The 18,777-nt window shown below is 65.5% G+C and carries 20 protein-coding genes and 1 pseudogene; 9 read left to right on the top strand and 12 right to left on the bottom strand.

What is annotated here, in order from left to right; all coding sequences use genetic code 11:
- Positions 1–57: 57 nt before the first annotated feature.
- Positions 58–474 carry a hypothetical protein gene (locus AV521_RS44880; protein ID WP_076097726.1) on the top strand — a complete coding sequence of 139 codons (417 nt, stop codon included), beginning with the start codon at positions 58–60 and terminating at the stop codon, positions 472–474.
- A gap of 52 nt (positions 475–526) precedes the next feature.
- On the opposite strand, the gene AV521_RS44875 is transcribed toward AV521_RS44880, so the two are convergent.
- Positions 527–1,291, bottom strand: coding sequence for a hypothetical protein (locus AV521_RS44875; RefSeq protein ID WP_143658765.1), 765 nt, complete (start codon positions 1,289–1,291; stop codon positions 527–529).
- A gap of 303 nt (positions 1,292–1,594) precedes the next feature.
- On the opposite strand from AV521_RS44875, the gene AV521_RS44870 reads away from it, so the two are divergent.
- Entirely contained in the window at positions 1,595–2,137 is a 543-nt protein-coding gene (locus AV521_RS44870) for a DUF4231 domain-containing protein (protein WP_076097723.1), read from the top strand.
- Positions 2,138–2,291: 154 nt separating this feature from the next.
- Here AV521_RS44870 and AV521_RS44865 read toward each other — a convergent pair whose 3' ends face one another.
- Together AV521_RS44865 and AV521_RS44860 are read right to left on the bottom strand one after the other, a co-directional pair.
- Complete coding sequence (locus tag AV521_RS44865) at positions 2,292–2,606, bottom strand: hypothetical protein (RefSeq protein WP_256725992.1); 315 nt, start codon at positions 2,604–2,606, stop codon at positions 2,292–2,294.
- A gap of 178 nt (positions 2,607–2,784) precedes the next feature.
- Positions 2,785–3,147 carry a hypothetical protein gene (locus tag AV521_RS44860; RefSeq protein ID WP_076097721.1) on the bottom strand — a complete coding sequence of 121 codons (363 nt, stop codon included), beginning with the start codon at positions 3,145–3,147 and terminating at the stop codon, positions 2,785–2,787.
- Positions 3,148–3,429: 282 nt separating this feature from the next.
- Between AV521_RS44860 and AV521_RS49940 the strand changes: the two genes are divergently transcribed.
- Positions 3,430–3,945, top strand: a complete 516-nt coding sequence (locus AV521_RS49940; protein WP_076097720.1) for a hypothetical protein — start codon at positions 3,430–3,432, stop codon at positions 3,943–3,945.
- A 196-nt stretch (positions 3,946–4,141) separates the two neighbouring features.
- Here the strand turns inward: AV521_RS49940 and AV521_RS44850 are convergent, their stop codons facing one another.
- From AV521_RS44850 to AV521_RS52000, 4 genes are all read right to left on the bottom strand, one after another.
- Positions 4,142–4,360, bottom strand: a complete 219-nt coding sequence (locus tag AV521_RS44850; RefSeq protein WP_076097718.1) for a hypothetical protein — start codon at positions 4,358–4,360, stop codon at positions 4,142–4,144.
- 1,050 nt (positions 4,361–5,410) lie between these two features.
- A complete protein-coding gene (locus tag AV521_RS48975) occupies positions 5,411–5,866 on the bottom strand; it encodes a hypothetical protein (RefSeq protein WP_143658764.1) in 456 nt (151 codons plus the stop codon).
- Between the two features lie 955 nt (positions 5,867–6,821).
- Complete coding sequence (locus tag AV521_RS52005) at positions 6,822–7,172, bottom strand: hypothetical protein (RefSeq protein WP_256725991.1); 351 nt, start codon at positions 7,170–7,172, stop codon at positions 6,822–6,824.
- An 8-nt stretch (positions 7,173–7,180) separates the two neighbouring features.
- Positions 7,181–7,564, bottom strand: a complete 384-nt coding sequence (locus AV521_RS52000; RefSeq protein WP_256725990.1) for a hypothetical protein — start codon at positions 7,562–7,564, stop codon at positions 7,181–7,183.
- 509 nt (positions 7,565–8,073) lie between these two features.
- Between AV521_RS52000 and AV521_RS44835 the strand changes: the two genes are divergently transcribed.
- From AV521_RS44835 to AV521_RS44810, 5 genes are all read left to right on the top strand, one after another.
- The gene (locus AV521_RS44835; protein WP_256725989.1) at positions 8,074–8,616 is read left to right on the top strand and encodes a hypothetical protein; all 543 of its coding nucleotides are present in this window, start codon (positions 8,074–8,076) and stop codon (positions 8,614–8,616) included.
- A 1,708-nt stretch (positions 8,617–10,324) separates the two neighbouring features.
- Complete coding sequence (gene mycP, locus AV521_RS44825) at positions 10,325–11,638, top strand: type VII secretion-associated serine protease mycosin (RefSeq protein WP_076097713.1); 1,314 nt, start codon at positions 10,325–10,327, stop codon at positions 11,636–11,638.
- A gap of 161 nt (positions 11,639–11,799) precedes the next feature.
- Positions 11,800–12,264, top strand: a complete 465-nt coding sequence (locus AV521_RS44820; RefSeq protein WP_076097711.1) for a hypothetical protein — start codon at positions 11,800–11,802, stop codon at positions 12,262–12,264.
- Between the two features lie 9 nt (positions 12,265–12,273).
- Positions 12,274–14,088, top strand: coding sequence for an alpha/beta hydrolase (locus tag AV521_RS44815; RefSeq protein WP_076097709.1), 1,815 nt, complete (start codon positions 12,274–12,276; stop codon positions 14,086–14,088).
- A gap of 89 nt (positions 14,089–14,177) precedes the next feature.
- Positions 14,178–14,651, top strand: a complete 474-nt coding sequence (locus tag AV521_RS44810; RefSeq protein ID WP_076097708.1) for a hypothetical protein — start codon at positions 14,178–14,180, stop codon at positions 14,649–14,651.
- A 313-nt stretch (positions 14,652–14,964) separates the two neighbouring features.
- Here AV521_RS44810 and AV521_RS44805 read toward each other — a convergent pair whose 3' ends face one another.
- The 5 genes from AV521_RS44805 to AV521_RS49935 all read right to left on the bottom strand — a co-directional run bounded on the left by AV521_RS44805 (position 14,965) and on the right by AV521_RS49935 (position 17,705).
- Positions 14,965–15,546 carry a hypothetical protein gene (locus AV521_RS44805; RefSeq protein ID WP_256725988.1) on the bottom strand — a complete coding sequence of 194 codons (582 nt, stop codon included), beginning with the start codon at positions 15,544–15,546 and terminating at the stop codon, positions 14,965–14,967.
- Between the two features lie 125 nt (positions 15,547–15,671).
- Positions 15,672–15,878, bottom strand: a complete 207-nt coding sequence (locus AV521_RS44800; protein WP_143658763.1) for a hypothetical protein — start codon at positions 15,876–15,878, stop codon at positions 15,672–15,674.
- Positions 15,879–16,020: 142 nt separating this feature from the next.
- Positions 16,021–16,143: a hypothetical protein gene (locus AV521_RS51995; protein WP_256725993.1), complete on the bottom strand. Its 123-nt coding sequence runs from the start codon at positions 16,141–16,143 to the stop codon at positions 16,021–16,023.
- A 416-nt stretch (positions 16,144–16,559) separates the two neighbouring features.
- Positions 16,560–17,342: an NAD(P)-binding domain-containing protein gene (locus tag AV521_RS44790; RefSeq protein ID WP_076097702.1), complete on the bottom strand. Its 783-nt coding sequence runs from the start codon at positions 17,340–17,342 to the stop codon at positions 16,560–16,562.
- A gap of 54 nt (positions 17,343–17,396) precedes the next feature.
- Positions 17,397–17,705 (bottom strand): hypothetical protein, encoded by a 309-nt coding sequence (locus AV521_RS49935; protein WP_076097701.1) that lies wholly within the window; start codon positions 17,703–17,705, stop codon positions 17,397–17,399.
- Positions 17,706–17,945: 240 nt separating this feature from the next.
- On the opposite strand from AV521_RS49935, the pseudogene AV521_RS51990 reads away from it, so the two are divergent.
- Positions 17,946–18,592 (top strand): annotated as a pseudogene (locus AV521_RS51990) (TetR/AcrR family transcriptional regulator); the annotation flags it as partial.
- Positions 18,593–18,777 lie beyond the last annotated feature (185 nt).

The following is an 18,777-nucleotide window of genomic DNA, read 5'->3' as shown; positions in this document are numbered from 1 at the left end:
CCGCACAGCCGTCCCCCGATCGGTGGCCAGGCTGAAGAAGCTCATTAAGGTACTCACATGACAGAGGGGACGAAGCGCGCACCTAGACAGCTCAGCGAACTCACCGACGTGTATGACTTCCTGGAGGAGGTACGGCTACGCCCCGGCATGTGGGTCCGTCGCAGTTCCCTGCAGCATCTGGACTCCATACTCACGGGCTATCGCGCCGCCTTGGGAGTGCACGGCATCGCGGAGCCGTTCGACTTCTGGAACCCAGGCAGTTCCAACCGCTTCTCTGAGTGGTTGTGGCCACGGCTGGGCATGCGCTACTCCAGCCCCCTGGGCTGGGCAACGGAGATCGAGCGCGCGGCCGAGCAGGCCGGCAGGCCCGCCATGGAGATGTTCTTCGAGTTGCTCGACGAGTTCCGCGCCACTGACCCCAATGCTCACGGACAAGCAGAGCCAGACAGCAGCACTCCAACCCAGGCAAAATAGCCCCACGTCCCGGTCCCACGTCCCGGGGTGAATTACAACTTTCTCTACTGGTTCAAGCCCCGGCTGCGCTCCGCTCCGCCGGGCGCGCTCCCGGCTCCACTGCGGGCGCCGCTCCTGCCTCCGGCCCGCTCCGCCCGCGCTGCGCCGACGCGCGCCCACTGGTGGATAGGGCCGAAGGCCATGAGTCGATCACCGCGTACGCGACGGTCAGAACAGTGCCTCCGGCGGGGGATCGGCCGACACCGGGATGGAGGGGGCGGCTTCGCAGGTGGAACAGGCGCCAAATTCGCCCCATCTGATTCCACTTCTCGTGTTTCTTCAGGTCTTCGATCAACTCGACACTGCCAGGCAGCGGCTTCCATGACTGTCTACCCTCGACGGCTCCGCGTGCCGCCCTGGTAAGGATCACGTGCTTGCGCCCCAGGGCCGCCAGGACCTGCAATGTAGCGTCCATGTCGTCGGTGCCGATCGGATGCGCGATGGGAAGACCACGGAAGACCTCGTTGATCGCCGCGAGCTTGTCCGGTGCCGCCCGGATGTGATCTGCGTAGGACTGTCTGATCGTGTCGATCAAGTCACCCTCTGCGAGCAGCGTCTGGATGAGAACGTCGCTCAACTCTGATTTGCCCCGCCCGTGGGATCGACCGATGAGTTCCCCGAACGTACCTGCGACCTTCGTGTCAGCCTCGACCAGAGCAACACGCAACAGCCGTCGTTCCTCACGGACCTTGGCCGCGTACTGGAAGACGGCTGTAACAGCCGCAGCAGCCACAACGCCGACCCCGCCTACTGCAGCCTTCACAAGCGTCGGATCCACGGGAGCCATCGAAGCTGACACATGGCTCCGCTGACCATCGATATGCACAAACCTCCGAGCACCAACCGCAGGAGCAGCGACCGAAGGCCAGGGACGCCAAAGCTCATCGCGCGTGCCCCCTGCGTGCCCGATGGAGCAGCCACGAGGGGGGAACAGCGGGGAACACCGGCTAGCACCCACGAGACGGCCAGGTCAGCACCCTTCCAGCTCAGCCCGCATCCGCGTACGCGATCTTCCAAACTGGTGCCCCGGGGCTGAGCTCCCGGGTTGACTGCCGCGCTCTACCACCGATGTACTCCGCGCATGTCAGGAACGGATGACGGTCAGTCACTCGAAGCTCATCCCACTGTCCCGCAGCCTGTGACTGCGGCGCAGGACTACTTGGAGGGAAGGCTGTCTCAGTACCAGAAGTGGTACGACAAGAAGGCCGTTAAGACGAAGGCCATGCATCTCCGGATGAGGACGGTATCCGTCGTCGGGGGAGCCTTGGTCCCCGTGTTAGTCAACCTTGACCTGTCATTCGCGAAACTCACCGCCACAGTGCTGAGTTTGATCGTTGTCGGTTCCGTCTCCTTGGAGAGCGTGTACCGCTACCGCGAACAGTGGAAAAACTACAGGTCGACCGAACAGCTCCTTGGGCATGAGCGGATCTACTTCGAAACCAAGGTGGGACCCTACTCAGGTCTCTCGGAGAGCGAAGCATTCACGACCTTGGTCGCCCGTGTAGAGAGCGCAATCGCCAATGAGAACTCTGCAACCCTCAATGTGATGACCTTGGGCGGTCAGGTAAGCACCGACGTTCAAACACCGCACGGCATCCCAGGTGCCAGGCGAGAGCTTCAGTAGATCAGGCGTGCCACTCGCGTGCCAGAACAGGCGGGGACTCACGGGGAACCGCCGTACCCCCGGGCACAGCCAGCGGACGCCACCCAAGGCAGGAAACCCGCAGGTCAGGCCAGCCGCCATCCACCCTCGCTCCTAAAGTGGTTGTCCAGCACGCTCACCGAGTCCACACCCGCTGGAATTCTTCGGCCGAGATGGCCTCCAGCGGATCCTCTTCAGGATCGATTGCTTGGTCTGTCAGAAAGCCGTGTTCGTCCTCCAGGTGCTCCCAGCTGTACCGGTGGCGTTGGCCGGCCGAAGTCAGCTCGACTTGCTTGATGACGATCAACTCACCGCGGTCGGTTACGGCCTCGAAGTACCAGAGGCCGCCCTCCTCGTCCGTGTGGCGGAAGTGATTCCGCAGGATGGCGTCCTGATCGAGTGCTCGGTAGTACGCCACGGTCTCTGCTTTGACGCGCTCCAGGTCAACCACGAGTTCATCGTGCCGGCGAGCGCACATGGTCACACCGTCCTGACATCCACGAGTGACATCAACGGCGCCAGACGTCAGCGCTCCTAGGCGGTCTGGCATGGCCAGCGCGGCCGGGTGGATCCCCGGCAGCAGAGCCGAGGAGCGATCGAACCCCTAAAGCGGGTGTCGAGAACCAACGTCATTCCTCGCGGTGCTGAGCGAACACCTGCTGCTGCTCGTCCCGCCAGCTCCAGTTGGCCGACCGGGAGAAGGGCAGGCTTCGGGCAAGGCTGGAGAACTGGTCGGATGGCTCCCGGCTGGCCTTGTTCACCACGATCGCCGAGAGCATCGGTGCTCGTCCGTCCCCGTTGCGGTGGAGGCAGACATCCTTGAGCAGGTAGGTCATGACTCCGCGATGAGGCGGGATGGAGTCGAAGCCCTGCGCCGCCAACTCGACGCTCAGCTCCCCGTACGTGATTGTCTGTCCCTGCCGGGCCCGCTTCCGCAGGATCTCCACAGCCGCTTCGACAGCTGCCGGGTACTCCGGGTCCTTGATCCTCATCGTCCCTCCCCCATCACGTGGACACTGCCCAGCCTGCGCATCGTACCGGCCAGGCACCACCCCGTACTGGTACAAGCGGACGAAGAGGTGGTGCCAGAAACCGTGTCAGATCGTGCAGGGAACCACGGGGAATGGCAGGAGACCAAGGCGCCAACCAGCCAGGCCCCGAGGCCGCTCCACCGCAGGTCAACTCAGCAACCACCCGTAGGCAACCCAAGCCGCCTTTACGCCCACTCGGCCGTCGATCCGTGGCCTCACGGTTCCTTGGGTATGACAGCCCGCATGGACTGGATTGCTCCCGTGGGCACCATCGGCGGCGCCATCGTGGGTGTCGGCTCTGCCCTGCTCGCCGAACGCTTGCGATGGCGCCGCGAACGTGACCAGCAGTGGGCCCAGCAACGTCGGGCCGTCTACCGGGAGTTCGTCATGGCCAGCAGTCGTGCCCACAGTCAGATGAGGGCATCTGCCCTCAAGGCCGGCCTCTCCGAGCGGGAGCGCTTCAGCGAGATTCACCAGGCCATCGACAGCTCCCAACTGTGGCAACAGCGGCAGGCGTTGTCACTCACCGCCCCAAGCCACATAGTCTCGTTAGCCGCAGAGGTGACACAGGCGTTGGAGGCCATCAGAGACGTACTGATCGAGGACCCCTCCATCACAGGAGATCGTTTTCTTCACCTACGCGCCACGTACTGGTTGAAGAACGCAGATCTACGCGAGGCGATGCGATCAGACTTGGGCATGAGCGGCCCTCCGGATCCTGAAGTTGGGCACTACCGAGGACCGGACCCGGTTCCGTAAGCGTGCTGCGGTACAGCACGAGGTACAGCAACCCCAGCAACCCCAGCAACCCCAGCAACCCCAGCAACCCCAGCAACCCGCAGCGCCCAACACCGGCTCTCGCAGACCTCTCGGCGGGCTGTATGACCTTCAATCACCCATCTCTGTGGAGCTACAGATCAGAAGGTGATGGCCCTGGCACGACACTCCCAGGGCATCACGTCTCCGGACCCCAGCGCTCCGGCCCTACCCCGCGCCAGTCGATCCACGGCGCGCCTGCTACCTCCGCCGGGTCGATCTCCAGCCCGGCCCGGCGCAGGAACTCCGCGACGTCGACCGCACTGTGGGCCAGGCCAAGGATCTCGCCGTCCACGCGTACGCGCCGGCCACCCGTGGGCGACGGCGGATGCACGATCACGCGAATCGGTCCGGACATGCGTTCAGGATCATCCGGGACATGCCGCCCCGCATTCCAGCGTGTCATCGATGAAGCCGCTCACTCACGTCCCCGTCCGAGCGTCCCAGATCACGCAGTTCCCGCCACGCCGCAGGGCTCGGTCGCTGCTGCTGCCAGTAGGGATGAAAGAACAGCTGAGCCGACAGCCGGTACAGACGCCGACGCAACTCGGTACAGCCATGCCGCTCGGCAAGCTGCCGGTAGGTGGCACTCCACTCCTGCTGAGCCTGAGCAAGGTGGTCGGGAAACGGTCGCATGGCCAAATTCAAGCATGTGTTCGATTTTTCAGGCCAGTAAAGAGACCGTGCCGGGTGGCGGAGGGCAGGCCTGGGCACACCTTGGGCGGCGGCTCGCCCCGAGACCGAAGCGGAGACCTCGGTTGCGAGTTACCTTCGAGCGCTCACCTGGGCAGGAGCAAGTACCCGGACGGTCGCCACCGTCTCAATTTCCGTCTCATTCACCGCCGTTCGCGGACGTTCGGGCGAGACCAGAGGCCCACTCCCGCACCCCGACCATCCGCCCATGAACGCAGGTGAACCCTCCCGCACGCACCCCAACACCCCACCACCACAGTTGGAAAGCGTGCACAGGCGGTTGACGCGCAGCACTGCTTGGTGAGCGGCCGGCGCTGACACGTCTCCTCTTGGCCATCGACGAAGCCCGACCGTCGGTTAGGTCCCGGCTTGCCCCGGGCCGCCGCCAGACAGGGCCGGGGATGCATCCGCTCTACAGGGCTGGACACCTCGGAAGCCGACCGCGCGTTCAAGAACCTAGTCGCGACCACTGACAACCCACCCCGTGAACCTGGCACCCCTTGACCGTGCTCCGCTCATCCCCGCACCACAAGCGCACCAGATCGAGCGGGGAACAGCGGGGAATCACGGTGAAAATGGCCGAGCCCGCAAGGGACCCGAACCGGCCATTTACCCGAATCGGCCTGAGAATTCCGCAACTCCCGAGCTAAGGGTTGGGACTGACAGGAGGCCACCAAGAGTTATCATCGCTCCCTCGGCCAGCCCGCAGATGACGTCAGGGAGAGATATCGGGAAAGCGATTGGTGAGTGAGGGCCACCACGTTGGGTGCTGGCTCACGACGAATCGGATCGCGGGAGCATTTGCCAACATTCCCTCCACGTATTCATCCCAGCATTCATAGTTGTCCGTTTCGGGTGCCAGCGACTTGATGAGCAGCCCATAGTCAAGGGAGTCCGCGAACATGTTGGCCAATGTGAGGATCCGAAGCCTCTCACTTTCTGTGCGCGGCAGTGAATGCCCTGCGTAGAAGTAAGGTATGTACTGCGGATTCTCAAACAGCATGCAGTCGATGGCGTGAAGTCTGTCCAGGCTGTTGTGAACAGCAGATGCAGCAGATATTCCGTTGTTCAGCATCGTCTGCTTCGCAAGCTCTCGGGTCTGCCGCGCGGCAAAAAGTATGGAGAAAATTGCAGCTACTGAGGCAATCAAGCCGAATATAAGTGCCGCCAATTCTTTCCTCCGTGACAGCTCCCTCTGCTAGTCGCTCACATTCCCGCTGCCGGAGGTTCCGATGCCAAGGGATGGGAGCGGCCCGAGGCGCATGGGCGCACTATGAGGTCGCTCAAGAGCGGAGGGCACTCCTCCGAGCTTCTAGCGCCCCTTGACGCTCCAATGCTCATGAGATAGCAGACTCTGCTCAAAGCAAGTGAGACCACCCCGGCCTTGCGCTCGACCGAACCCGATCCGTCTCAGTTTCCGTCTGATTCAGCTCGGGCCACGAACGTTCAACCGGGTCCGGAAGCTGATCCCAACCTGGTGCGCAACCGCACATGAACACGCCTGCACACGGCCTGGCCACCCACCAACAGACGTGGAAAGCGTGCACTTCGGAGATCGCGCTCGACATACTGACCCGCGTGCGCCCGGATCATTCGACGCCGCGGGCCATGCGCCCTGCCCTGTGTCGGCAAGGTGCCTCAGGCTGGATGCCCAGACGCAGGGCGGACCAACGGGAGGGGGAGGGACCGTGGGTGAGTGGAAGCAGGGGAAGTGTGGTTGGCCGACGGACCGAGGCAGCTGCGGCAACAAGACGATGAAGGGCACGTCTCGTTGCTACCTCCACCAAGGTGACTGGACGAAGCGCGGCCAGGCCGAACTGAAGAAGAGGGCGAGCAAGCGCCGGAAGAAGTGAGCCGGAGTCGCGCGATGAGTGTCTAACTGCGTGACAGCGCCGACGAACATCGGCGGACGAGCGCGAACGTCTGCGGACCACCAGGGCAGGTGAGAGGCCCATCGGCCCAAGGCAGGGCCCCCACCCAAGTTGCTCCGGGACGAAGAAGTCGTGGGTTCAAGTCCCGCCACCCCGACGCTGTAGTACCGGGTCAGGGGCCTGATCCATCGAGTGGATCAGGCCCCGGACGGGTTTCTGGAGATCGTTTGCCGGTGGCGCATGCCTCTCCTCCAATCAGATCGGGAGATCAGTAACCAAGCATTCGCTCCCGCCGGGGAGCAGCGGTTCCAGCTGCAGGTAGCTGGCCGCGTTGTCGAGAACGAGCAGCGCCTTCTTCCCCGCGAGCCGACTGCGCCACATGGCCGCCCGGGCCTCTGTGACTGCTCCGACGTCGTCGCCGACGGGGATCTGCTGCGTCGGCACGCCGGCGGCGGCGAGCAGCGAGGCCAGAGCCTCGGTGGCCTGCACTGGGCTGCGTCCGGGGGTGTGTCCGTTGAGGTTCACGAAGAGCTGTCCGTCCGGGAACCGCTCCGACAGGACATGCCCCGCGTGCACGGCGAAGGCGGTGTTCCCGACGCCCGGCATCCCGTCGATCACGTGGACCGGGAGACTTCGCCGGTCTCCTGCGAGACATGGACCGACTGGACCAGCGACTCCAGCTCGGCTGATCGGTTGGTGAACGCCGAGGTGTCGCGGGGCAGCGACCGAAGCACCAGGGCAGCGCCGGACGGACCGGCGCCGTTGTCCGGTCGGAGCACGGGCTCCGGGTCCTGCTCCGAGGGCCGGCGATCGTCCAGCACGACCGCGCCCACTCCCAGCATGACGAACGACAGCCAGGGATGCTTCTGTAACCATCCCAACCAGGACGGCCAATGAGACTGCGCCGACACCGCGTTCGTCACCAGACCCACGAGTATCGTGGTGACCGCACCGCCACCGGCGACGACGGCGAGTGCCGCTCCGCGCCGCATCCTCATGCCTCAGGCTCCGCCGTTTCGCCACGCGAAGAGCGTCTCGGCGGCGGCGTATCCCGATCCCGCGGGGCTTCTGAACTGGGCACGCTTCGTGTCGCGGTGCGGAGTGAGCAGCGAGCTGGCTGGTACGGCACATACAGGTGCACCCAGATCACGTACACACCCCCGGACCCCGCTGATCTCGACGCCACACCGCAGTCAAGCGGGCCAGTCGTAACGGACCGGGTCAAGGTCACCTCTGCGCCACCCACTGTCGGGTATCAGCCATTCAGAACGGCCGAGCGCCCGCATCTGAGTACAAGTGCTCAGGCACTTCATCACTCCTGGGTGTTGGGTGGTGGCATGCCTGACGAGTCGCCGGCCTCCGGGCCGCGGGCGGAGCGGCCCTGCACGGAGGGCCTGTTCTCGGTCGCTCCCCGCTACTCGGCGACCATGGACTGTCACTGCTGGTAGCTAGAGTTGCTTGTACGACTTCGGGTGTTCAGTTGTTTCGACGGTGCGGGGAGGACGTTGTGTTGTCGAGCGATGGCGGGTCGGCGTCGGGCACGTCGTCGTGGGCGTCCGGTCTGTTCGACGTGGCACGCGACGCCGTCGCCGATGTGGCCACGGAGCTGTCGTCCTTCACCACCTTCCAGAAGCGCGTCGACGCCCTGATCCACGACCTGAAGGGCTCGCAGGCCGGTCCGGGCAAGATCGGCCAGGAGCAGCTCGTACGCCATCAGTTCGGGGGCGGGGCCGGTGCGTGGTCGGAGGCGGCCGGGCTGTTCAGCGCGTACGAGACGGTGATCAGTGAGCTGGAGACGCTGTCGAAGCTGCTGTCGGACTCGTTGGAGGGCATGAACATCGCGGTCATGGCCTCGCACAAGGGCTACCAGAACGTCGACCTGGACGTCCGTGACCGTATGGCGGCGATCAGCGCGGAGACGACGAAGTACTACGGCGACGGTTACGACCCTGAGGGGCCGAGCAAGGGCCACGGCGGCGGGAACGGGACGCAGACGGGGCAGCCGTCGACGCCGGCGTCGGCGGGTGGCGACGCGGGCGGGTCGATCTGATGGACCTGGTGGAACGGGCGGTGACGGGGGAGTTCTGATGCCTGGCAAGGGATCCGGCGGCGGCACGTCCTTCGAGGACATGAGCCACGAGCAGATGCTGGCATGGCTCGACCAGGCCGACGCCGGCACGGTGCAGGCCGCCGCGGACCGACTCGCCGCGGCCGCCCAGGAGATCCGAAATATCGCCGAGGAGCTCAAGGTCCGCCCGCAGTGGGTGGATTGGAAGGGCGAGGGCGCGCACGCGTTCCGTACCTGGTCTGCAGACCTCGCCAACTCCACCCTGAGACTTGGGGACTTCAGCGAAGGCGCCGGGAAGTGGCTGAGGGAGGCATCCGGGGCGATCGCGCAGGCGCAGGCATCCATACCGCGCGAAGCCGAAGGCGCGCAGGCGAATCTGGACGCTGCGAACGCGGCGCACAACGCCCCGGACGCGGCGGCGGTCAGCGCCAAGGCCAAGAGCGAACTGGCTGCGCTGGCGGCGCACAAGGAGAGGGTCCGCCTGGAGGCGGCAGCGCAGATGCGGAAGCTGGGGCAGACCTATGAGTGGTCGGCCACGCAGATGAATGGGCTGGAGCGGCCCAAGTTTCCGCCGCCGCCGAAAGCGATCGTGCCGCCGTCGGGATCCCTGACCTTTGGCCGGGACAGCAGCGTCGTTGGCCCGGCGAGAAGCGGCGTCGGCCATGCTCCCGCGGTGACAGGCGTGCCCTCGCATGCAGTCGCCCAGGGACCGGTGACGCACTCAAGCTCTGGCTCCGTATCGCAGCCGACAACCTCGCCCGATCACGTGGGCTTGTCACAGCATCCTCCGGCGGGGAAGGCCGAGCCACCTTCCCGGATGGGCATCGACTCCGTGGGCACGTTGCCCCATGCCCCGCACACGGCGGCGAGCACGCCTACGAGCACGCCCAGTAGTCTCCCTGGCGCCGGTCGGGCCGACGGCCCCGGCCCAGCACAGCCTGCGATCATCCCTCCTGCGTTCGGAAGCACCACCAGAACACCTGAGTGGCAGGCGGAGCCGGTCAGGCCCGTAACTGGCTCGGTGACGCCGGGCAGAGACGTCACTGGTCCTCTGCAACGAGGAGGAATGCCAGCGCAACGAGTAGGAATGCCAGCCGGTCCGGCAGAACCGGGGCGAAGGACGATTCCCGGACGGCCTCCCTTGGTGCAAGGCGAGGAAGTCCCGACGCCGAATTCCGGACGCATGGCAAGCGGCGGCGGCAACGGCATTGTCGGGGGCCGGCCGACCACGCCTTCTACGGGCCGGCCGACAGGGGCCATCCCCCGCGGAACGGTGGTGGGTACGGAGGGCCCGACCGCCCGCGGTCCCGTGGGGCGTCCTACGACAGGCGCCGGTCGCCCTGTGCCCCAGCCAGTTGGTCGCGCGACTGGGGTCCCTGACGGTCGCACCACCTCGCCCTACGGAAGAGTCGTCGGCGACAGCACACAGGAGTCGTCTCGGGGGTCCCTGAGCTCGGGAGCTCCTGTGCGAGGGGGCATCTCTGGTGGTGCGCCCACCTCCAAGCGGCCAGGCGACACCCGCGCCAATGCGACTCCGCGGGAGACGCCATCAGCATCTCCCAACCAGCCGCGCAGCACTGCAGTCACGCCTGGCGGCCGCCAATCCAAGGAGCAGCGGAATCGGAAGGACGACCGCCGTTCCGCTCGTCCGACCTCCGAGTGACCACCCGCGAACAGCGAAGGAAAGCCCATGCTCGTCAAATGGACCCGACTGGGGCGCCGTAAGGCCGCGGCAGCAGCCGTGCTGGGCCTGCTGCTGGTGGGCGCCGCAGGCCAGCCGGCGTATGCGGAGGGGATGCGTGCGCAGCAGTGGTTCCTCGACGCCATGAAGGCGGAGCAGATGTGGCGCACGAGTACCGGCAAGAGCATCACGGTCGCCGTGATCGACACAGGAGTGGACGCGGGCAACGCTGACCTGAAGGGGCGTGTCCTGCCTGGAAAGGACTTCGCCGTGGGCCAGGCAGGAGACGAGCACATCGACTACGACGGTCACGGAACGGGCATGGCTGGTCTCATCGCCGGGACCGGAGCAGCTGACGGCGGAAACGGAGCATTCGGGCTCGCTCCAGGGGCCAAGATCCTCCCGGTACGTATGCCGAAGTCCACAACCGCGGCCAACGAGGCGGCGTCCATCGAGCAGTTCAACCAGGTACTCCCGAAGGCGATTCGTTACGCGGCGGACGCGGGTGCACAGGTCATCAACATCTCGATGGGAGCGGAGGAGGGCTCGCCCGAGGTGACCGCTGCGGTCAAGTACGCCTTGGGGAAGGGTGCGTTGGTCTTCGCCGGGGTCGGCAACAGCGGCGACAAGGGGAATCCGGTCGAGTACCCCGCGGCGACGCCCGGTGTCGTCGGCGTGGCCGCGGTGGGCAAGGACCTCCGGCGTACCTCATGGTCCGAGTACGGCCCTCAGGTGGACATGTCCGCTCCTGGCGCTGACATGGTCGCCGCCTGCACCAGCACGACAGGCTTCTGCAAGACCGACGGCACCAGCGAAGCCACCGCTGTCGCCTCCGCCAGCGCTGCCCTGATCTGGTCCAAGCACCCTGACTGGACCAACAACCAGGTCCTCCGCGTGATGCTCAATACCATCGGCGCCCCCACGGACGGCGCCAAGCGCAACGACTCCATCGGTTACGGCATCGTCCGTCCGCGAGTCGCCCTCCAAAACCCCGGCGACCCGGGTCCCGCCAACGTGTATCCGCTCCCGGGCCTCAAGGACGTGGCGTCGAAGCCAACGTCTCCGAAAGCCTCCCAGACCGCAGGCGGCGCTGCACCAGCAAGGAATGACAACTCAGCTGCGGCAGCCTCCTCGTCCGATGCCGACAACACCCTCTGGATCGCGCTGGGCGTCGGAGCTGTCGTACTCCTCGGAGCCGCGATCACGATTGCCGCCGTCGTCCGCAGGCGTCGGACGACCACAGCACCACTCCCAACGCCCTTCCCAGCACCCGGCCGATCGCCCTATGGAGCCCCAGGATCCACGCCCCCGTCCGATCGATGACCGGGTGCCGACTGAGTACGCGTACTCAGACGGCCCGGTGGCCGATACGGATGGGTCACTCGACAAAGCGTTACTACTGTGCTTTTCGACCACCGCAACGTTGCGGTCTCGCGTTCACAGGATCTCGGCGACGTACGACGAGACACGGGGAGGGGCCACGCATGGCGTGGGACGAGTGGGAGCGGCTCAAGGCCGCAGCGGCCGAACGGCACTCCACACGGATGCAGCTCAATCAGCTGCCCGGCGACCAGAACGGCACGAGTTCGAGCGGTAGCGGCGCTGCCGGCAGGCTCCGGTCCGACAAGAAGGCGTGGTCTACGGCTGGCCAGGGTGTGGGGGACCTGCGGGACAACATCGGCAAGGCGCTGACGAAGCTGGAGCACGGCACGACAGGGCTCGGCAAGGGCTCCGGCTGTTCAACCGGGGCAGCCCAAAAGAGCGTGTACGACTCCTGGGAACGCCGCGTGAAGGACATCAGCGAGCTGTGCAACGGGCTCGCCGGCGTGTTGGAAAAAGTGGGGAATGACCAGCTCAAGACTGATGAGGCCATCAAGAACGAGATCGCTGGGCTGAAGGTCCATTCCGAGGACACGTCCGCCGCCGGCGGCACGGGCAAGGGTCGGTGATCCGGACGCATGGACCTCAAGAAACTCCAGGCCATCAACCCCTCCGAGTACGCGGACGCAGCGGACGGATACCGCGCGATCAGTGACGTGGCCGACGCGGCCAAGGGCCGCATCGACAAGCAGATCACCAAGGTCATGCAGAAGGCCAACGAGGGCGAGGCGGCGACCGCTGCGCAGAAGCAGTTGGCCAAGCTCTCGCAGAACTTCCACTACACCCAGGTCGAATGCGGCTTGATCACCGGAGCACTCACCGGTTTCTCGTCCGAGATCGCCGCCCCACGTCGCCGCCTGCTCGAGGCACTCGATGACGCGAAGGCGCTGTCGTACACCGTCAACGCAAACGGCAGCGTCGCGTACCCCGCCGGTGGCGAGAACGGACTGACAGGAGAGGAGATCGCCGGCGGAACGGTCACCGGGTTCAACGGCATCTACAGCCGCGGACCCGGCCCGGACATGACCGGTCTGCGCAGCCCCAACCCGAACCGTGCGAAGGCCCAGGACATCGCCGACCGCATCGCCCACGCTGTGCAGGAAGCCACGGAGATCGACGACCGCTACAGCAAGGCACTGGAAAAACTCAAGGCCGCACCGGGTCTGACCGTCGACACCAAGACGTGGGCCGACGTGGCATCCGACGTCGACGCCGTCAGTTCGGCGGCAACCCAATACCTTCTGGACCACATCCCGATGGACAAGTCGCCGGCCGACATCACCAAGTGGTGGGACGGCCTCAGCGATGAGGAGCGGGATGAGTACAAGAGGGCTTTTCCTGAGGTTATCGGGAGCCTGGATGGCATTCCGGCGGTGGTGCGTGACGAGGCGAATCGTGAGAATATCCAGACACTGATTGCAAAGCTGGAAGGTCAGCACGACGACGACTCCAAGACGAAGCTGGGCGGCTTGAAAGCTATCCAAGAGAAGCTTCTCGCGGGCAGTGACCCACCCATGTACCTCCTTGGTATCGGCGATGAAGGTAATGGCAGGGCAATTGTTGCCTACGGGAATCCGGACACAGCAAAGAATGTGTCTGCCTATGTTCCAGGGCTCACCACGAGGCTTGACGAAGATTTCGCCGGCGGGACCATGAAGCGCGCCCAGGACACGGCCCTGACAGCCAGGGAGATTTCCCCGCACAGCTCTACTTCTTCAATCGTCTGGCTTGGTTATGACGCACCCCAGCTCAGCGCTGGTGACCTCCTGAGCAGCAGGAGTGTCATGTTCAGAGACGATGCCGAGGCGGGAGCACCCGCTTACAACCAATTCATGGCTGGGATTTCGGCGACACACGAAAACGGCGATCCTCACATCACAGCCATCGGCCATTCGTACGGATCACTCACCGTCGGTCTTGCGGCCCAGGAGAAGGGCGGCATCCCAGGAGCCGATGACATCATTCTCGTGGGAAGCCCGGGCACAGGGGCAAATTCTGCGGACCAGTTGAATGTAGGTAAGGGACATGTGTTCGTGGGCGCAGCCGAGCACGACATCGTCACTGGACTTCCTTCCAAGGGGCAGGTCGCTGGCGGGGTCGTCGGGGGTGTTCTGGGGGCTTTCGCAGGCGCGCCGGAAGTCGGTGCCGCAGCTGGTGCGAGCGCGAGTGATCCGAACGGCGACGATCTCTGGTTCGGCAAGGATCCTGCCAGCAAGGCTTTCGGTGCTACGCGGTTCGAGGTGAGTGACGGGCCTACGATTTTCGAGGATCACGGGAAGATGAAAGCCCACTCCAACTACTTCAACCCTGCAAAAGATCAGATGTCAGCGGACAATATTGCAAGGATTGTTGTCGGCAAATCTGACGAGATCGTTCGGGAGCAGCCGCGGTGAGAACTGTATACCCTGGAATTCTACTCGGTGCTTTGCTGTTGACTGGATGCGGCTCTTCGGACGGAATGTCTGTAGGTGACTCGAAAAAAATGAACATGCAAGAGGCTGCAGAGCATGCCGACAAGATCCTTGACGGCACGTTCGCCGCAATCAAGCCGACAGTTCATTGGACCCATGGCGAGTCAACTCAGGGTAGTTGTGACGTATCGAGGCGGCGGGCGGTAATGACTGTAATTTCGGAGGCGCGGAGGGGAAGCTTCCTAGGTGTGGTGGAGCGCTACTGGAAATCGCAAGGATACAACCAGATCGGCGCGAACCGGAGCATGAAAAGTCCGGCCATGTATTTTCAGACGCCAGATGAATTCAACGTGCGTCTCTTGATTGGCGACAACGGGCAGGCATTCTTCGAAGTGGCAACACCGTGTGTGGAAAAGTCATCGGTGTCGCCACCCACCTCGAAGACAATTGGACCGAACTATGCAGGGAAGCCGATTCCGGACCCGAATATCCACTCCGACTTCTGGTCATCCGGTGGTCCTTCGTCCTCCCCGAGCGGGTCGTGACGAAGGGAAGGGAGCCAGGGCCGTCGACAGTGGACGGGTCCGTTGGAACTCCGCGCCGTGGAACCCGCTGACGTGGTGGAGGGCGCGGCGCGCGACCCCGCATCCGGGAAGGGCACGTAGATTCCCGACATGACGACTGTCGAGCAGGACAGGCACGAATACTTCGTCGCGTATGCGCACGGGAGGCGAGGCAGGGACCGGCATGAGGGCACCGACTCGGGCACTCTGGCGAGATGGCGCGCGTCTCGACACGCCGCGCAGGCACAGGCGGCGCGGCCGTTGGATGTCGGTCGCGCCGCCTAGTAGTTGGGCGTCAGAGGTGGCAGACGGAACAGCCGGCCTCGTCGTCGTCGGAGTCGAGCGCGTCGGAGAGGACTTCCAGGAGGGGCCTGTTGGGCTTGATGCGCTTGGCGGCGCGTTCAAGGGCCGCCTGGTGCTTGGCTTCGATCTCCTCCCTGCGCTCTATGAGCTGTGGGAGAGATTCGCCCTGCGACCAGGTGTAGTTGCGGCCCTTCACGGCGGTGTGCCGGTAGCGGACCTTCTCTTCGTACTCGACAGCACGATCGGACAGGTCGGGGTGGCGTTCCTTGAGGCCGACCCACTCGTGCTTGCGCTGGAAGAAGCAGGAGTAGCGGCCAGAGCGTGTGCGCCACTCGTAGTAGTCCGGCAGGCCGATGCCGGCCTCGTCGATGATGCGGTCCACGCCTGCACGATCAATCCCGTCCTCGCGGAAGGGGAAGACCGCGGTGATGTTCGGCTTGGTGCTGACCCGCTGATGGCCGGGTCCACTACCTCGGGTGCCTGCTGCACGACGTGCTTGTGCGCCGACCACGGCGACTCCTAGCTGTTCCCGAAGTGACGCGATGAAGATTTGCCTGGCCAGCAGGGCGAACACGGAGCCAGCACCCGGCCCTTATCCACCTGATACGAGAGGACGGAACTCAGCCACGGCCGCTTTCCAATCGGATGTGACCGTGTCTTCTGGAGGGAGACTGCGGCCGAGGTCCTCCGCCGCATGCATCACGGCGCTACGCGGGCGTTGCCCCGGAGAAAGTCGCCCAGGCTGTCCAGCAGCTGGACCACCGAAAGGTAGATCATCATCCCCTGATCGGGGACGTGTCCGGCTGAGTCGGCCGTGCCGAGGTCCCCGGTGACGGTCATGTCGCCCAGATCAAACCCGCTGGCGTCGCCCTGACCGGGCCGTACGGTGAACTGCACAGTGATCACGGTGTGTAGCTCTCTCCTAAGCCTGTCCCTTGGCCCGGTGTCGGCGCCCGAGGTTGAGGGCCAGAACATAGGCGTCCGGGTCGTCGCCCTCGTAGGGGTGGAATTGATGGTGCCCCGCAACGAGTTACACGGCACCGTGGAGCTATCGGAGGGCGACCACGCATACGCGCAGGAGATCATCGAGTGCGCGTACCGACGACGTCGGGCACAGGGCCAGTCGGGCGTCGAGCGCCGCCTCCCGCTGCTGGGTCAGTCCGAGCATCATGGCCCGACCGCTGACCGGCGGCGCATCACAGAGAACCTGGAAGACCTCGGCCTGGCTGTCGGAGCCGTGGCATCCGTCATCACCATCCTGCAGGGGCTCACGGCTACGGTGGCCGCTCTGCACGGCCAAAGGCCGGCCGACGGGCAGCAGGGCTGGGAGCCATCTGGAGCCAACCCGCTCCCCAAGCCCCTTCAAGACCACTCGAGACCACCACACCCCGGCCCTCCAACCAGGGATAACACCATCCACGCCGGCAAGATCAGTAACCGAACCTCATCGAGGACGAAGAGGCCGTGGGTTCAAGTCCCGCCACCCCGACAGTGCAGTACCAAGTCAGGGCCTGATCCGCTCAGCGGGTCAGGCTCTGCCGGGTTTCTGGAGATCGTTCGGCTTCGGGTGCGAGGCCTGTGCCGGGGCTACTGCAGATCGGCGAGGAGGTCGTCCAGGGCCTTCTTGAGGGCTTTGGAGTTGGCCGGGTCGAACCAGGTGGTGCGGATGCGTTCGTTGCTTCCGTTCGGGGTCTCGTGGTCGGCTGCGAGCTGGTGCAGGGAGCGGGTCTCGTCGCTCAGGGCGCGGCCGACGCCCTGGAAGAGGCCGCGGACGTAGCGGTCGGCGTCGTCGGAGGCGATGCCCTGGCCGGCGGCCCACGAGGTGAGCGTGGCGAGATACGCGTAGTGGGTGGTCAGCGTCCCCGTCAGCGTGGAGAAGACGTCGAAGGCAGCCTCGTCCGCGACGGGGAGCGCGCCACCCAGCTGCTCGAAGAGGGAGTTCACCTGCGGGTGCGACGGGTGCACCACCGTGACGGAGCGGCGCTCGCGTATGGCCGGCAGGGGGATGGCCCGGACCATCGGGACGTCGGTGGCGAGGGTCTGGCGCAGGTCGTCGTTGCCGACACCGGCCATCACGTTGACCACGACCTTGTCGCCGTCCACTGTCACGCCGGCCAGGGCATCGTGCCGGTCCTGGCGGCGTACGGCGATGATCACCAGCTCGGAGCGGTCCACCACCGCCTGGTTGTCAGCGCACACCTGTACGCCCTCGTAGCGCGCGGACAACTCGGCGGCAGCGCGGGCTCCCCGGGGAGAGAGGAAGACCTCCGGCGACGGGCCGCCGCCCCCGTGGCGCAGGCCCATCACGATGGCCCGGCCTATCTCGCCCACTCCGATGATGCCGATGCGCTTCACTGTGTCTGCCTCCATGGTGCGTGATGGTCGTGACCCATGTTGGTCCGCGTCTGTGGCGTTGACTCCGTATCAGTGGAATCCGGGCCGCGCGCACCGCGGATCCTTCCGCGGGTAACTCGTCTTCCTCACGCCAGGGAATGCGGTCCGCCGCACGGATGTCCCGGCCGTGGGCAGTCGTTCGGCGTGGCGGCGGCCGTGATCGGCCGTCGCATCCTGGGTCGGCACCACGCGGAGCGCCGGGGCCGGCCCGTTCAGGTTGTCCGCGTACAGCGGCGAGAGCGTGCGGGTGTCGGTTCCCGGTGCGATGTACCCGTACTCGATGATCGAGGCGTGGTCGAACATCGTCTCGGTCACCTCGACCGTGGGGTTGACCAGCATCTGCGTCGTGAGGTGCGGGTGGCCACCCTGGCCTGGATGGTCGACAGGCCCCTGGTCAACGCGCCTCAGCTCTAGCCGAACACGGCCGTGCGCGCGGGTCGATGTGCCACTGCGCGGCGGGCCGCACCACGTGCTGGAGTGCGTCAGCCGTCGGCGGCGGCCGACAGCTGGGTTTCGTGGTCGACGAGGCGGTGTTCAAACGAGACGACGACCGTGGGCAGTTGGGCGGCGAGGTGGCTGTTGGCGCGGTCTGTTCCTCGGCCGTCGTCGCCACCGGTCCGGCTCGGGTGGTGCGCAACCGACGCCGAGTCGTTCAGCGTGCGCAAGCTCGCCGCCGCGCTCGGAACCGACTCCTCCAGCCTCTGTCGGCACTTCCGCAACAAGACCGAGCTGCTGCGCACGGTCGCCGGCCGGGTCCTCATGGCCGCCGTGGACGACTGTCGTCCCGGGGCGACTGGAGACAGCGCATCACCGCCCTGGCCCCGCGCTTGCGAGAGGCATTCGGCCGCATTCGGCCGGCCACCCCGGCTCGCCGCGATCTGGGCACGCTGCGCGTCGAGCGGCACGGGTTCCCGGCTGGTCATGGAGGAGGTCCCGCAGGGCCTGCGGGCGTCGGGCCTGCCCGAGGAGGAGGTCTCGGTGCGCCACCACCGGATCTCGATCCTTCTCGCCCCGCCGAGCGCCTCCGAGGCCGGTTCAGCACCATCACCCCCGAGGAGAACGAACAGAGGATGGGACTCTTCCGCGGCGCGGTACTAGGCGCCGATCCCGAACGCCTCCCCACCCCGGTCCACTTCGCCCGCGACATCCACCCGCTCACGGCAGACCACCGCGCCACATTCGAAGAAATCCTCGCCGCCCCACCCGCCCAGAACGAGGCCGGGGTCAGCACCATCACCCCCGAGGAGAACGAACAGAGGATGGGACTCTTCCGCAGCGCGGTACTAGGCGCCGATCCCGAACACCTCCCCACCCCCGCCCACATCCCCCACGACATCCACCCGCTCACGGCAGACCACCGCGCCACATTCGAAGAAATCCTCGCCGCCCGGCTCGTCCAGATCGGGGCCGG

The organism is Streptomyces sp. IMTB 2501 (assembly GCF_001953885.1).
Lineage (GTDB): Bacteria > Actinomycetota > Actinomycetes > Streptomycetales > Streptomycetaceae > Streptomyces.
This window is presented reverse-complemented; position numbering and strand designations above follow the sequence as displayed.